Here is a 13195-nt window from a genome sequence, read left to right as displayed (position 1 = left end):
CGCGCCCCGTGCAGCCGAGCCGGCGGCAGCCCCGCGTCCGGACAATCCGCCCGGCCCGACCGAGCCCGCTGCGGCCCCGGCCCCGGCCGGCGGTGCCGCTCCGGTGGCCGTCACGCGCCCGGGCAGTTCGGTCGCTGCCGCTGGCACCACGCCGACTATCGCGTCGTCCACGCAGTCGGCGGTGCTTGCGCCCGTCGCCTCCCTTCCCGCGCCCGATGCGGTGGCGGTCCGCCCGTTGCGCGACGCCGTGGCGATCGCCGTCCCGGCAGAGGACGGCACCGGCCTCGCCCTGTTCCGCCGCGGCGAGGTGCTTCACGCCGTTCTGGACCGGCCCCTCGTGCTCGACCTCGCCGCGCTGCGCGGCCATCCCGTTTTCGGAGGGCTGGAGGCGCTTCCGGCCGGGGAGGGCACGCTGCTTCGGCTGCGCCTTCCGGCGCCGGCGCGTCTGGCCGCGCGCCGCGAAGGTGCCTCCTGGGTGATCGAGGCGACGCGCGCTCCCTCGCCGCCTGAGCTGGGTACGTTGCGCGTGGTCGCGGAGCCCGGCCCGCCTGCAAGGCTGCTGCTGCAGGGAGGCGCCGGCGGCGATGTCTCCGGTGGCATCGTCGCCCTGGCCGACCCGGAGACGGGGGAGCCGCTGCTCGTCGCCACCCTGCGCCGTCCGGGCCCCGGCCTGGCCCTGGCTCGGCGCCTGCCGGAACTGGAACTGCTGCCGAGCATGATGGGCGCGGCGGTCCTGGCGCGCTCCGACCGCGTCGCGCTGCGTCCGCTCGCCGAGGGCATCGCCGTGCAGGCGGCCGGTGGCTCGCTGGCCCTCGGCGGCGCCACCGGGCGGGAGCCGCCGGCGCAGGTCGTCGCCATGACCCGGCTGCTCGACCTGCCGGTCGCGCCCGTGCCGGTCTTGATGGAACGGCTGCGCATCCAGTTGCTCGCGGTCAACGAGGCACCGCCCCTTGCGCGCGGCGCGCGCCGGCGGGATGCGGCCGAGACGCTGCTCGCCCTCGGCATGCCGCAGGAGGCGCAGGCCATGGCGGGCCTTGGCCTGCGGGAGGATCCCCGGGCGCGCGAGGACGCGAGGCTCGTCTTCGCCCAGGGGGTCGCGGCGCTGCTGGCCGGACGGCCCGCCGAGGCGCGGGGCATCCTCGACCCGATGCTGCCTCGGCGCGACGAGGTGTCGCTCTGGCGCGCCCTGCTCGGCGCGGCGGAAGGTGAGGCGGGGGCCGCTTCCGCGCTGGTCGCGGGGGCGCCGCTCCTGCTCGCCTATCCGGAGCCGCTGCGCGTGCGCCTGCTGCCGCTGGCGCTCGAGACGATGGCGATGGGCGACGAGGCGCCAGCCGCTGCGCGCCTGCTTGCCGAGGCCGGGGACGTGCCGGGGCTCGACCTCGCGCGCGCCATCCTCGCGGAGGCCGCCGGCCGGCAGCCGGACGCGCTGGAAGGCTACGCCGCCGTGGCGCGGGGGCGGGATCGCCGGCAGCGCGCGGTGGCGATGCGCCGCGCGGCGGAACTGCGCCTCGCGGCGGGAGAGATCGATCCGGCTGCCGCGGCGGCGTTGCTGGACCAGGCGCTCGTCGCCTGGCGCGGTGGTGCGGAGGAGGTGGCCGCACGTCGGCGCATCGCCGCACTCAGGATCGCGGCGGGGCAGGGGGCGCAGGCCTTCGCGCTGCTCGACGAGGCGACGCGCCTATTCCCGGACGAGACGGCCGCGCTGCGTCCCGACCTCGCCACCGCCTTCGCCGCCGCACTCGAAACCGCGCCGCCCCTTGCCGCTGCCGCGCTGTTCGACGCCCACCCCGATCTCCTCCCCGAGGGCGAGCGCGGGGAGGCTGCGGTGCTGCTGCTCGCGGACCGGCTTGCGGGGCTCGACCTGCCGGGGCGCGCGGCGGCGCTTCTCGAGCGCACCTTGTCGCGGGCGGGGGCTTCGGCGCGGCCGGCGATCGGCGCGCGGCTCGCCGCGCTGCGCATGGAGGAAGGTGATGCGGGCGCTGCACTCGCGGCCCTCGATTCGACCGCGGCGGATGCGATGCCCGAACCGGTTGCGACGGCGCGGGCGCTGATCCGCGTGCGGGCGCTGTCACGGCGCGGCGCGCGGGATGAAGCGATGTCGGTTCTCGCCGCGCTGGGTCCCGCCGGCGCAGAGGCACGCGCGGACCTCCATGCCGAAGCGCGGGACTGGCCTGCCGCCGCTGCCGCGCAGCGCCAGCACCTGGCGGCGAAACTGCCGCCGGCACCCGCGCCGCTCGGCCAGGCGGAGCGCATGGCCGTGGCGCGCGCGGCGGCCTATGCCGCGCTGGCTGGCGACGAGACGGCGCTCGCCGAACTCCGGGCGGCCCATGGCGCGCGCATGGAAGGCGGCCCGCTGGCCGAGGCATTCGCCATGCTCACCGCCGATCCGCTGCGCGGCGTGGCCGACCTTCCGCGTCTGCAACGGGAGATCGGAGTATTGCGCGCAATGCCCTCGCGGCTGGAGGCCTTGCGGGGACCGGTGCAGGTCGCGCGATGAGATGCGCGTCCCCCGGTGGGGGGGTCTGCAATTTTTACGGTCCCGTCGCCGTGATTTCGCTTGCGCGCCGGACCCCCTTGCCCCATATGCCCCCGCCGTTGACCCAATGATCGGAATTCACCGATCGCCCTGGTCATCTGCTGGCTGGAAGGAGCCCTTAACATGGATGCTCTCGTCCAACCGGGGATGGTCTCGGATCTGCCGAGCGACACCCGGAACATTGACGAAGACCGCTCGGTGAGCCCCGAGAAGGATTACTTTATCGCGCGCAACGGCGTTCGTTACGCTGGCACGCACCTGATCATCGACCTCTGGGGCGCGACGAACCTCGACGACCCCGAGCACATCGATGCGGTGCTGCGTGATGCCGCGCTGGCGACCGGTGCGACGATCCTGCACGGGCACTTCCACCACTTCTCGCCGAATGGCGGAGTGTCGGGCGTGCTGGTGCTGGCGGAAAGCCACGTCTCCATCCATTCCTGGCCGGAGCGCGACTACGCGGCGCTGGACATCTTCGTTTGCGGCGACTGCGACCCATATAAGGCATTGCCGGCGCTCAAGCGCGGCTTCCTGCCGGAACGGGTGCAGCTTTCGGAGCACAAGCGCGGCCTGATCGGCTGACGCTTCACCGCGTTCAAGCCTCTTGGAAGGGGCCGGGCGGCAGCGCCCGGCCCCTCTTTGCGTGAAGGGGGATCATCCTCATGACCTTCGACGTCTGGGTGAACGAGACGATCTATGCCGCCTGGGGCCAGCGCTTCCGGGTAAAGCGCGAACTCGCCCGCGCGAAGTCCGACTTCCAGGACATCATGATCTTCGAGAGCGAGACTCATGGCCGCGTCATGATGCTCGACGGCGTGGTGCAGATCACCGAGGCGGACGAGTTCTCGTACCAGGAGATGATCGCCCATGTGCCGCTGCTGGCCCATGGCGACGCGAAGCGCGTGCTGATCATCGGCGCGGGCGACGGCGGCGTGCTGCGCCGCGTGCTGCAGCATCGCAACGTCGAGAAGGCCGTGATGGTCGAGATCGACGGCGAGGTGATCCGCCTCGCGAAGGAATTCCTGCCGAACATCGCCGGCGACGCGTGGAACGACCCGCGCGCGGAGGTGCTGGTCGCCGACGGCATCGACTATGTCCGCAACGCGCCGGCCGGTTCCTTCGACGTGGTGATCGTGGACAGCACGGATCCCATCGGCGTGGGCGAAGTGCTCTTCACCGACGAGTTCTACGCCAATTGTGCCCGCCTGCTGGGCCCGCGCGGCGTGCTGGTGAACCAGTGCGGCGTGCCGCAGATGCAGGCGGACGAGCTGCGCGACACCTCGGTCCGCCGCGGCAAGTCCTTCCCGGACATCTGGGCGTATCTCACCGTGGTGCCGACCTATGTGGGCGGCTTCATGACGCTCGGCTGGGCGGCCAAGGATGCGTCCTGCCGCGCCGTGCCGGTGGAGGAGATCCGCCGCCGCGCCGAGGCCGCGGGCATTCTCGGCACCACGCGCTACTGGACGCCGGAAATCCACGCCGGCGCCTTCCACCTGCCGCCCTTCATCGCCGAGCACCTGCCGCGCCGGTGAGGCGCGGCGGTATTCAGTATATCTCTGGCGTCGGCCGGTCCCCCGGGCGCAGCTGCATCAGCCGCTGCGCCTGGAAGCGCTCGCCGAAGAAGTCGAAGAGCGAGGTGCCGAGAGCGTTGCGCGCCGTCTCGAAGGCGAGCTCCGCTGCCTGGTCGCCCGGCTTGGCGATGACCTGCAATTCGGCCTCGCGCGCGGCGCGCACCTCCTCGTTCAGCCGGTTGGCCGATTCACGCGGCAGGGCACGGCCGGCGACGTAGACCGCCTGCGACAGGCCGATCAGGTAGTTGAGCTGTTCCGGAATCTCGAAATGCTCGAGGTCCCCCGTGCCGTTCACCACCAGCGCCAGCGCGGCGAAGATGCTGAAGGCCAGCGCCTGCACGCGGGTGACATCGATTTCCCCCTCGCCCGCCAGCATGTCCTGCCAGCGCGGGATGCGAGGGGAGGGATCGATCACCCCGGTCCCGAGCAGCCAGACCCGGTTCGGCGTGTCCACCACCGGCCCTTCGATCACCCGGGCCAGGGTCGAGCCCGTCATGGTGATGCCGAGCAGCGCCAGCACCGTGTTCGACAGCGTCGGCAGGCCACCGGTGCGCGCCATGACGTAGGCATAGACGCCGGCGAGCACGAGGGTGAACATCAGCACCTGGAAGCGCGCCAGGCTGCAGTAGCCGAAGGCATCCTGCGTGATCACGGTGGGGCGCAGGGCGAACTGCCAGGCGGGGATGCTGCGCCGCGCCTCGCGTTCCGCCGCCGCGCGCGCCACCTCGTATTGGCGCCGGTGCAGCCGCGCGGCGGTGAATGCCAGCACGACATAGAGCAGTGCGAATGTGCCGATTCCAATCGCCGCCGAGAGCTTCAGGCTGGAGAAGTAGAGCGTAACCCGGCCGAATTCCCGCACCATGCGGTTGTTCTCGAGGTTGGGGTTGGTGCCCGCGCCGACATCCACGCAGATAAGAAGCACCACCTCCCAGCGCGATGGCAGCCAGCCCGTGCTCGCGCTGGGGAACTCGACGATGACCTCGGTCTCGGTTTCGGAAGGCGTATGCGGCTGGACGATGCCGACGACGAGGCTTTCGGCCGGGATCGCCGTGCGCGAGGTGCCGGCGGGGTAGAGCACGGCCTCGAGCCAGGCGCGGCTCCAGTCTTCCGGCGAGACGGTCGTCGGCCGCGCGAGGCGGAACTGCGCTGTCGGCACCGCCTTGGCGGTCTGTTGCCCGGCCTTGATGGAGAGCCGCGGGGCGGCCTCGGTGAGGTAGGCGACGAGTTCCTGGGGGGCCATCCAGGGGCGCCTCGCGTGGATGTGGCCTTCGGGGGCGGCGAAGCTGTCGGTGCTGGGGCCACAGGCGATGAGATCGCCGGCCTGCCGCCGGCCTTCCGCGACCGGCTGGGCGACGGCGCTGAAACAGGCGAGGAACGATGCAAGGGCCGCGAGGAACACCCTCATGGCGCGATCCCTCTCTCCGTTGCCGTTACGATATCGGTAGGAGGTCGGTCCTGTCGACAAATGGTTGATCCGGCCGCGCCTGCTCGCCGCGGGGTTGTGCTGCCTTCACCCGCCGGCGAAGCCCTGCACCAGACTGGCCGAGACCAGCCGCCAGCCATCCACCAGCACAAAGAAGATCAGCTTGAAGGGCAGCGCCACGACGGATGGCGGCAGCATCATCATGCCGAGCGACATCAGGACGCTCGCCACCACCATGTCGATCACCAGGAAGGGCAGGAACAGCAGGAAGCCGATCTCGAAGGCGCGCTTCAGCTCGCTGACCATGAAGGCGGGCACGAGGGCACGGTAAGGGGCGGCCTCGGCGCTCGCCGGCGCGGGCAGGTTGGCGAGGTCGATGAAGTGGGTGAGGTCGTCCTCCCGGACGTTCGCCGCCATGAAGCGGCGGAAGGGCTCGGCGGCGGCCTCCAGCCCGGCGATCTCGCCGAGGCGCCCCTCGGTCATGGGCAGGATGCCCTGGGTCCAGGACGCCTCGAAGACCGGCTGCATGACGAAGAAGGTGAGGAAGAGCGCGAGCCCCACCAGCACCGGATTCGGCGGGATGCCCTGCGCGCCGATGGCGCTGCGCAGCAGGGACAGCACGATGACGATGCGCGCGAAGGCAGTCGCCATCACCAGCAGGGACGGGGCGAGCGAGAGCATCCCGATCAGTGCCGTGAGCTGCACGAGCCGCGCCGTCGCCCCCGGCTGCCCGGCCTGGCCGAGGTCGATCGCGACGCTCTGCGCCAGCGCCGCGCCCGGCAGCAGCAGCAGAAGCGCGACAAGCGCCGGCGGCGCGCGCCTCATGCCGGGGTTTCCGGCAGCCAGCCCACCACCTGGTCCTGCGTACCGCCGGTCAGCAGCAGCAGCGCGCGCCCGTCGCAGCGCACGATCAGGAGGCGCCGGCGTGCGTCGAGGACGAGGGTTTCCTCGACGCGCAGCCTCCCCGCGCCGGCGCGCGGCGCGAGCCCAGCCCGGCGCGCCAGCCGCGCGGCGAGCAGGATGAGCGCCAGCACGCCGAGCAGCGCGGCGGCGGCGGTGAGCCATTGGGTCGTCTCGGGGATCATGCCGCGGCCTCCTGCCGGCGGGTGGGTGTCGTCAGGGGCGCGGAAGCCCGGCCTCCAGCCGGTCGAGCGCGAGGCGCAGCGCCTCGAGCCGTGTGCGGATGGTGGGCAGCGCCTCGGCCGGGGCGAGCAGGGAGGCGGCGCAGAGCCGGCCCATCTCGTTCTCCAGGCCACTGAGATCGATGCGGCGGCGCCCGGCGAGCAGCGCCTCGGCGACCGAGAGGGTGCCTTCCATCGCCTCGAATGCGGCGAGCAGCGCGGTGGTCTGGCGCGCGCGTTCGGCATCCGCGGAAGGGGGCGTGGTCCGGTTCATCGGACCCATCCAACACGGTGGGTGGTTACCGCGCGGTTGTCGGCGGCGTTAACCGATCCTTCGCGGCGGCATGGCACCAATGGCGGCATGGACCCGACCCGCACCGGCCCCGTCGCGCTCGCCGAAACCCGGCTGCGCTGGCTCGACGCCCGCCAGCGCGTGCTGGCGCAGAACGTGGCGAATGCCGATACGCCGGGCTACCGGCCATCCGACCTGACGCCCTTCGCGCAGAGCCTCACGGCCGCAGCGCCCGCGGCAGCGATGCGGCAGACGAATCCGCAGCACATGTCCGGCGCGGGCGGCAACGACCCGCGCGCGCGGCCGGAGCGGCGCCTCGCCGAGCGCAGCCTCGACGGCAATGGCGTCGCGCTGGATCGGGAAGCCATGCGCATCGCCGATACCGAGACGGCGCATGCGCTCGCGGTCGGGCTGCACCGCCGCTACCTCGGCATGTTCCGCACCGCGCTCGGGCGCAATTCGTAACCGGGGAGGGATCGCATGGATCTCGATCGCGCGCTCCGCATTTCCGCCGCCGGCATGCAGGCGCAGTCCACGCGCCTGCGCGTGGTGGCGGAGAACCTCGCAAACCGCGACAGCACGGGGCAGTCGCCCGGCGCCGATCCCTATCGCCGGCGCACCGTCACCTTCGCGAATCGGCTCGACCGGGAACTCGGCACCAGCACGGTGCGCGTGGCGCGCATCGGGACCGCGGGCGGGGATTTCCCGGTGCGGCACGACCCGTCCCACCCGGCCGCCGATGCGCGCGGCTACGTGCGCGTGCCGAACGTGGACAGCATGGTGGAGACCATGGACATGCGGGAGGCGCAGCGGTCCTACGCCGCCAACCTCTCGGTGCTGGAAGTGACGCGCGGCATGCTGACCCGCACCATCGAGGCGCTGCGCGGATGAGCATCCCGCTCGCCCCGGCGGGGGCCGCCGCCGCCTATCGCGCCGCCGAGGCGCTGCCGCAGGCCGCGACCCAGGGCACGGGCGGCGCGGGCTTCGGCGCGGCGCTGACGCGCGCCATGGAACAGGCCGTGGATGTGGGGCGGGAAGCCGATGCCAGCACCACGCGCGCGCTGACCGGGCAGGGCAGCGTGACGGATGTCGTGCTCGCCGTGGGGCGGGCGGAACTGACGTTGCAAACCGCCGTCGCGGTGCGCGACCGCGTCGTCGCGGCATACCAGGACGTGATGCGCATGCCGATCTGAGGCACCGGTGACGAAAGCAGGTGACATGGCCGCAGGATGCGGCCGGGGCAGGGCGATGCCCATGGGCGTGCCGGTGCGCGGGTGAACGAGGTCGCGCTCGCCTCTCGGGAGGCGCTTTGGATCGCGCTGCAGATCGGCGGGCCGCTGCTGGTGCTGATGCTGGTCACGGGCCTCGTCGTCGCCGTGATGCAGGCGCTGACGCAGGTGAACGAGGCGACGCTCGGCTTCCTCCCGAAAGCCGTCGCGCTGGCCGTGGCGCTGCTGTTGCTCGGCCCTTTCTTCGCCGGCGTGCTGCGCGGCTATGCCGGCAGCCTCTTCCAGGCCGCGATAGAGGTCGGGCTGCGCGGCTGAGATGGACGAGGCCGCGCTGCTCGCCGCCCTGCCGGTGCTGGCCTTCCACGCGGTACTGGCCTTCGCGCGCCTGGGCGCCGCGGTGATGGTGCTGCCCGGTCTCGGGCAGGAGGATGTGCCGCCCGCCATCCGCCTCGGCCTCGGGCTTGGCCTCGTGCTGCTGCTGCTGCCGGGGCTGACCGACCGCCTGCCGCCGCCGCCCGACGATGCGGGCGAGGCGGTGCGGCTGATCGTCCTGGAGGTGGTCGTCGGGCTCTGGCTCGGTGGGCTGGCGCGGGTCACGGTGCTGGCCATGGCGATGGCGGGGCAGGCGATCGCGTTGCTGCTGGGGCTGGCGCAGGCGCTGGTGCCGGACCCCGCCTCGGGTGGCATGGGTACGGCGACGGGGCGGCTGCTGGCACTTGCCGCCACAGTTCTGGTGCTGGGCAGCGGGCTCTATGTTCTGCCGTTGCAGGCGCTGGCGCAGTCCTACGATCTGCTTCCGGCGGGCGAGCCTTTCCCGGCCGGGACAGGGGCGGAGGCATTCGCGGCCGCGGCCGCGGAAAGCCTGGCGCTCGCGCTGCGTCTTGCCGCGCCCTTCGTGGTGGCGGCGATCCTGGTGAACGTCGCCCTGGGTCTGCTCGCGCGCATCGCGCCACAGGTGCAGGTCTATTTCGTGGCGGTGCCGGGCCAGGTGTTGCTCGGCCTGGCCTTGCTCGCGGCGCTGATGCCCGCGCTGCTCGGCGCCTTCGGGGAGGGGGCGCGGGCCGCCTTCCTCGCCCTGCCTGGCATGCCCTGAGCCATGGCCGAGCAAGGTCGGGACGCCGAAGACCGTACGGAAGCCGCAACGCCAAGGCGGCTCGAGAAGGCGCGCGAGGAAGGCCAGGTCGCGCTGTCCCGCGAGATGGTGAGCTTCGGGGCGCTCGGCGGTGGCGTGCTGGGGATGATGATCGCGCTGCCGCCCATGGGCGCGGGCATGCTGCGCGGGATGCGCGCGGTGCTGGAACGGGCGCACGAGGTCACGCCGGCGGCGGCGGCGGTGGAGCTCGGGCGGCTCGGGCTGCTCGCGGTGCTGCCGGTGGCGGGGCTTGCGGCGGCGGGTGCGGTCGCGGCGACGATGTTGCAGACGCAGGGGCTCGTCTCGGCCAAGGGGTTGAAGCCGCAGGTCTCGCGCATCAATCCGATGTCGGCGCTGAAGCGGATCCTCGGGCCGGAGGGCGCGATCGAGTTCCTCCGCACGCTGCTGAAGCTGGGGTTGGTGGGGGCGGCGCTGTGGTGGGCGCTGGGCGACCCCTCCGGGTTGCAGGCGCTGTTGCATCTCCCGGCGGCGGCGCTGCTGGAGCGCGGCGGATGGGTGGCGCTCGACCTCGCGCTGCCCGCACTCGTGGCCTTCGCGGCGATCGCGGCGCTCGACTGGCTTTGGGTGCGCTGGCGGCACCTGCAGCGCCTGCGCATGAGCCGCCAGGACATCAAGGAGGAGATGCGCGAAAGCGATGGCGACCCGCAGGTGAAGGGGCGGCTGCGGCAACTCCGCCAGCAGCGCGCGCGGGGACGCATGATGGCGGCGGTGCCGAAGGCGGCGGTGGTCATCACCAACCCGACGCACTACGCCGTGGCGCTGGCCTATGAGCAGGGTGGCAGCGCCGCGCCGCGCGTCGTTGCCAAGGGGGCGGATGCCATGGCTGCGCGAATCCGCGAGGCGGCGGCGGAGGCCGGCGTGCCGATCGTCTCCAACCCGCCGCTGGCGCGCGCACTTTACCGGCTCGACCTGGAAGCGGAGATTGCGCCCGAGCATTATCAGGCGGCGGCCGAGATCATCGCCTATGTCTGGCGGCTCGGCGGGCGGGGGCAGGCAGGTTGAGCGTGACCGATCCGGAAGCTGCGGCATTCCGCAGGCTGTTCGAGGCGGAGGAAGAAGCGGGCCTTGCGGTGCTCGATGCCGAAGGGCGCATCCGCGCGGCGAATGCAGCCCTGGCTCGCATGCGCGGCGCGGCGCCGGCCCCGGGCATGCCGGCGGCGGCGCTGTTCGTCGAAGCCTCGCGCGAGGCCGTGGCCGGCGCCATCGCCGTCGCTTTGGCCGGGCCGCCGGCGCCGCCCGTGGTGCCGGCGCGGCTCACAGGCGCGGCGCTTCCGGCCGATGCCAGTTTCGAGGTCGCCTGCCGCCCGCTGCGCGGCGAGCCCGGCGCGCTCATGCGCGTGACGGACGTGACGGCGCGCCGGCGCATGCAGGCGCAGATGGAGGAAGGGGCGCGGCTGCAGTCGATCGGGCAGCTCGCCGGCGGCGTGGCGCACGACTTCAACAACCTGCTCGCGGCCATCTCCGGCGCGGCCGAGGCCGCCCTGGCCCGCGGGCCGGAGGCCGAGACGGCGGAGGACCTGCGCCAGATCCTCGACAGCGCGACGCGCGGCGCACGGCTGGTGAAGCAGTTGCTCGCCTTCGCCAGCCGACAGGCGCTGGCCCCGCGCGTGATCGCGCTGGGGGAAGCGGTGGAGGCGATGGCGCCGCTGCTCGCGCGGCTGCTCGGCGCCCGGCATACGCTGGAGGTGCAGGCGCCGGCACCCGGCCCGAGGGTGCGCGTCGATCCGTCGCAACTCGACCAGGCGCTGCTGAACCTGGTGGTGAATGCGCGCGACGCCATGCCGGATGGCGGCGCCATCCGCATCGCACTGAACGAGGTGACGCTGGCGACGGAGGAAGTGGCTCAGGGCGCCGTCATCCCACCGGGCCGCTGGGCGGTGCTCTCGGTGGAGGACAGCGGCAGCGGCATGCCGCCCGACCTGCTGCCGCGCATCTTCGAGCCCTTCTTCACCACGCGGCGCGGCGCCGGGGGAACGGGGCTGGGGCTGTCCACCGTGCTCGGCATCCTGCGGCAGTCGGGCGGGCATGTCTCGGTGGCCTCGTCGCGGGGGCGGGGGACGGTGTTCCGCCTGTGGTTCCCGCCCGCCTCCGGCGCGGCGCAGGCAGCGCGCCCGCCCGCCCCGGCCGAGGCCGCGCCCGCCATGGCCCGGCGCGTGCTGCTGGTGGAGGACGAGGCGCCGCTGCGTCTGCTCGCCCGCCGCGCGCTGGAAGGCGCGGGGCATGAGGTGCGCGCGGCGGAGGATGCCGACGCCGCGCTCGATGTGGTCGAGACCGGCTTCCTGCCGGAAGTACTGGTCAGCGACGTCACCATGCCCGGGGAGATGGACGGGCTGGCGCTGGCCCAGGCGCTGCGGGCGCGCATCGCCGGCCTCTCGGTAGTCCTGGTCTCGGGTTACGCCGAGGCGACGGTGGGGGAGGGGCTGTCGGGCCTCGGCATCCGCTTCCTGGAGAAGCCCTTCCGCATGGCCGATCTGGCCGCGGCGGTGGCGGGGGCGCGACCCTTCGAAGGTTAATGTTCTTTGTCTGTTCTTGATGCCGCGGCCTGTTTGGCGCATGCTCCGCTTGCGTCGAATCGCCTCGCCGTGCGCGGGTGGGGCGAGCGAGGGACCCGCCGGGTCTCATTATTAACGGGCGATGGACGCCTGGAGGATATCGCCCTATGGTTGAGAAGCCATCGCTGGAGCGGGGGAAGGGCATGGACAAGGGAAAGGCGCTGGATGCGGCGCTGAGCCAGATCGAGCGGGCCTTCGGCAAGGGCTCGATCATGCGCCTCGGCGCCAAGCAGGCGGCGCAGGGGGATATCGAGGTCGTCTCGACCGGTTCGCTCGGCCTTGACCTGGCGCTCGGCATCGGCGGCCTGCCCAAGGGCCGCATCATCGAGATCTACGGCCCGGAATCCTCGGGCAAGACGACGCTGGCGCTGCATGTCATCGCGGAAGCCCAGAAGAAGGGCGGCACCTGCGCCTTCGTGGACGCGGAACATGCGCTCGATCCGGGCTACGCCAAGAAGCTCGGCGTCGATGTGGACAACCTGCTGATCAGCCAGCCGGATGCGGGCGAGCAGGCGCTCGAGATCGCGGACACGCTGGTGCGGTCCGGCGCGGTCGACGTGCTGGTGGTGGATTCCGTCGCGGCGCTGGTGCCCCGCGCCGAACTCGAAGGCGAGATGGGCGACAGCCATGTCGGCCTGCATGCCCGCCTGATGTCCCAGGCGCTGCGCAAGCTGACGGGGTCGGTGTCCAAGTCCAACACGCTGCTGATCTTCCTGAACCAGATCCGGCTCAAGATCGGCGTCATGTTCGGCAACCCGGAGACGACCACGGGCGGCAACGCGCTGAAGTTCTACGCCTCGGTCCGCATGGAGATCCGCCGCATCGGGGCGATCAAGGACCGCGACGAGGTGACCGGCAACCACACCCGCGTGAAGGTGGTGAAGAACAAGATGGCCCCGCCGTTCCGCGAGGTCGAGTTCGACATCATGTACGGCGAGGGCATCAGCAAGGTGGGTGAACTCATCGACCTCGGCGTGAAGGCCAATGTGGTCGAGAAGTCGGGCGCCTGGTTCTCCTGCGACAGCCAGCGGATCGGGCAGGGGCGCGAGAACGCGAAGCAGTTCCTGCGCGACCACCCGGAGATGGCCATTTCCATCGAGCAGCGCGTCCGCGGCCAGGCCGGGCTGCTGGCGGAGCAGATGCTCGTCGGCGAAGGCGGGGACGACGACGAGGCGCTGGCGGCCGAATAGGCCGCCCTTGCTCGCGGCGGGGCGCAACCATCTACGGCGCGGGGTGTTTCTCCGGGAAGGAGGACCCCGCATGAATCAGCCTCGCCGCCCCCGACTTCCCCGGATTGCGCCCGATCCCCCGCCGCCGC

Annotated in this window: 14 protein-coding genes and 1 pseudogene; 11 read left to right on the top strand and 4 right to left on the bottom strand. The window is 72.5% G+C overall.

All coding sequences use genetic code 11. From position 1 onward, the window contains the following. The 3 genes and pseudogenes from GXW76_RS11725 to speE all read left to right on the top strand — a co-directional run. Nucleotides 1-2497 (top strand): annotated as a pseudogene (locus GXW76_RS11725) (hypothetical protein); the annotation flags it as partial. Nucleotides 2498-2659: 162 nt separating this feature from the next. After that, nucleotides 2660-3118, top strand: a complete 459-nt coding sequence (speD, locus tag GXW76_RS11720) for an adenosylmethionine decarboxylase (RefSeq protein ID WP_211862207.1) — start codon at nucleotides 2660-2662, stop codon at nucleotides 3116-3118. Nucleotides 3119-3198: 80 nt separating this feature from the next. After that, nucleotides 3199-4068 carry a polyamine aminopropyltransferase gene (gene speE, locus GXW76_RS11715; RefSeq protein WP_211862206.1) on the top strand — a complete coding sequence of 290 codons (870 nt, stop codon included), beginning with the start codon at nucleotides 3199-3201 and terminating at the stop codon, nucleotides 4066-4068. A gap of 13 nt (nucleotides 4069-4081) precedes the next feature. On the opposite strand, the gene GXW76_RS11710 is transcribed toward speE, so the two are convergent. The 4 genes from GXW76_RS11710 to GXW76_RS11695 all read right to left on the bottom strand — a co-directional run bounded on the left by GXW76_RS11710 (nucleotide 4082) and on the right by GXW76_RS11695 (nucleotide 6925). Continuing rightward, a complete protein-coding gene (locus tag GXW76_RS11710) occupies nucleotides 4082-5512 on the bottom strand; it encodes a hypothetical protein (protein WP_211862205.1) in 1431 nt (476 codons plus the stop codon). 105 nt (nucleotides 5513-5617) lie between these two features. Continuing rightward, complete coding sequence (gene fliP / locus GXW76_RS11705) at nucleotides 5618-6355, bottom strand: flagellar type III secretion system pore protein FliP (RefSeq protein WP_211862204.1); 738 nt, start codon at nucleotides 6353-6355, stop codon at nucleotides 5618-5620. Then, the gene (locus GXW76_RS11700) at nucleotides 6352-6615 is read right to left on the bottom strand and encodes a flagellar biosynthetic protein FliO (RefSeq protein ID WP_211862203.1); all 264 of its coding nucleotides are present in this window, start codon (nucleotides 6613-6615) and stop codon (nucleotides 6352-6354) included. Before GXW76_RS11700 ends, fliP begins: the two co-directional genes overlap by 4 nt. A 31-nt stretch (nucleotides 6616-6646) precedes the next feature. After that, nucleotides 6647-6925 carry a hypothetical protein gene (locus GXW76_RS11695; protein WP_211862202.1) on the bottom strand — a complete coding sequence of 93 codons (279 nt, stop codon included), beginning with the start codon at nucleotides 6923-6925 and terminating at the stop codon, nucleotides 6647-6649. 87 nt (nucleotides 6926-7012) lie between these two features. On the opposite strand from GXW76_RS11695, the gene GXW76_RS11690 reads away from it, so the two are divergent. The 8 genes from GXW76_RS11690 to recA all read left to right on the top strand — a co-directional run bounded on the left by GXW76_RS11690 (nucleotide 7013) and on the right by recA (nucleotide 13067). Then, on the top strand, nucleotides 7013-7408 hold the full coding sequence (locus GXW76_RS11690; RefSeq protein ID WP_211862201.1) for a flagellar basal body rod protein FlgB: 396 nt from the start codon (nucleotides 7013-7015) through the stop codon (nucleotides 7406-7408). A 15-nt stretch (nucleotides 7409-7423) separates the two neighbouring features. Further along, on the top strand, nucleotides 7424-7834 hold the full coding sequence (gene flgC, locus GXW76_RS11685; protein WP_211862200.1) for a flagellar basal body rod protein FlgC: 411 nt from the start codon (nucleotides 7424-7426) through the stop codon (nucleotides 7832-7834). Then, nucleotides 7831-8136 (top strand): flagellar hook-basal body complex protein FliE, encoded by a 306-nt coding sequence (locus GXW76_RS11680; protein WP_211862199.1) that lies wholly within the window; start codon nucleotides 7831-7833, stop codon nucleotides 8134-8136. Before flgC ends, GXW76_RS11680 begins: the two co-directional genes overlap by 4 nt. A 36-nt stretch (nucleotides 8137-8172) precedes the next feature. Continuing rightward, on the top strand, nucleotides 8173-8487 hold the full coding sequence (locus GXW76_RS11675; protein WP_211862198.1) for a flagellar biosynthetic protein FliQ: 315 nt from the start codon (nucleotides 8173-8175) through the stop codon (nucleotides 8485-8487). A gap of 1 nt (nucleotide 8488) precedes the next feature. Continuing rightward, entirely contained in the window at nucleotides 8489-9265 is a 777-nt protein-coding gene (locus GXW76_RS11670; protein WP_211862197.1) for a flagellar biosynthetic protein FliR, read from the top strand. A gap of 3 nt (nucleotides 9266-9268) precedes the next feature. After that, nucleotides 9269-10327, top strand: coding sequence for an EscU/YscU/HrcU family type III secretion system export apparatus switch protein (locus GXW76_RS11665; protein ID WP_211862196.1), 1059 nt, complete (start codon nucleotides 9269-9271; stop codon nucleotides 10325-10327). 2 nt (nucleotides 10328-10329) lie between these two features. Then, on the top strand, nucleotides 10330-11838 hold the full coding sequence (locus GXW76_RS11660; RefSeq protein WP_211862195.1) for an ATP-binding protein: 1509 nt from the start codon (nucleotides 10330-10332) through the stop codon (nucleotides 11836-11838). 182 nt (nucleotides 11839-12020) lie between these two features. Then, complete coding sequence (recA, locus tag GXW76_RS11655) at nucleotides 12021-13067, top strand: recombinase RecA (RefSeq protein ID WP_246514139.1); 1047 nt, start codon at nucleotides 12021-12023, stop codon at nucleotides 13065-13067. Nucleotides 13068-13195: the final 128 nt, after the last annotated feature.

Source organism: Neoroseomonas soli, assembly GCF_018129065.1.
GTDB classification, from domain to species: Bacteria; Pseudomonadota; Alphaproteobacteria; order Acetobacterales; family Acetobacteraceae; genus Neoroseomonas; species Neoroseomonas soli.
Note: the sequence above shows the minus strand (reverse complement) of the source record. Positions and strands in the feature narration are given on the sequence as shown.

Coding starts and splice junctions, on each gene's coding strand:
- speD (WP_211862207.1), top strand. CDS start 2,660: ATGGATGCTCTCGTCCAACCGGGGATGGTCTCGGATCTGCCGAGCGAC.
- speE (WP_211862206.1), top strand. CDS start 3,199: ATGACCTTCGACGTCTGGGTGAACGAGACGATCTATGCCGCCTGGGGC.
- GXW76_RS11710 (WP_211862205.1), bottom strand. CDS start 5,512: ATGAGGGTGTTCCTCGCGGCCCTTGCATCGTTCCTCGCCTGTTTCAGC.
- fliP (WP_211862204.1), bottom strand. CDS start 6,355: ATGAGGCGCGCGCCGCCGGCGCTTGTCGCGCTTCTGCTGCTGCTGCCG.
- GXW76_RS11700 (WP_211862203.1), bottom strand. CDS start 6,615: ATGATCCCCGAGACGACCCAATGGCTCACCGCCGCCGCCGCGCTGCTC.
- GXW76_RS11695 (WP_211862202.1), bottom strand. CDS start 6,925: ATGAACCGGACCACGCCCCCTTCCGCGGATGCCGAACGCGCGCGCCAG.
- GXW76_RS11690 (WP_211862201.1), top strand. CDS start 7,013: ATGGACCCGACCCGCACCGGCCCCGTCGCGCTCGCCGAAACCCGGCTG.
- flgC (WP_211862200.1), top strand. CDS start 7,424: ATGGATCTCGATCGCGCGCTCCGCATTTCCGCCGCCGGCATGCAGGCG.
- GXW76_RS11680 (WP_211862199.1), top strand. CDS start 7,831: ATGAGCATCCCGCTCGCCCCGGCGGGGGCCGCCGCCGCCTATCGCGCC.
- GXW76_RS11675 (WP_211862198.1), top strand. CDS start 8,173: ATGCGGCCGGGGCAGGGCGATGCCCATGGGCGTGCCGGTGCGCGGGTG.
- GXW76_RS11670 (WP_211862197.1), top strand. CDS start 8,489: ATGGACGAGGCCGCGCTGCTCGCCGCCCTGCCGGTGCTGGCCTTCCAC.
- GXW76_RS11665 (WP_211862196.1), top strand. CDS start 9,269: ATGGCCGAGCAAGGTCGGGACGCCGAAGACCGTACGGAAGCCGCAACG.
- recA (WP_246514139.1), top strand. CDS start 12,021: ATGGACAAGGGAAAGGCGCTGGATGCGGCGCTGAGCCAGATCGAGCGG.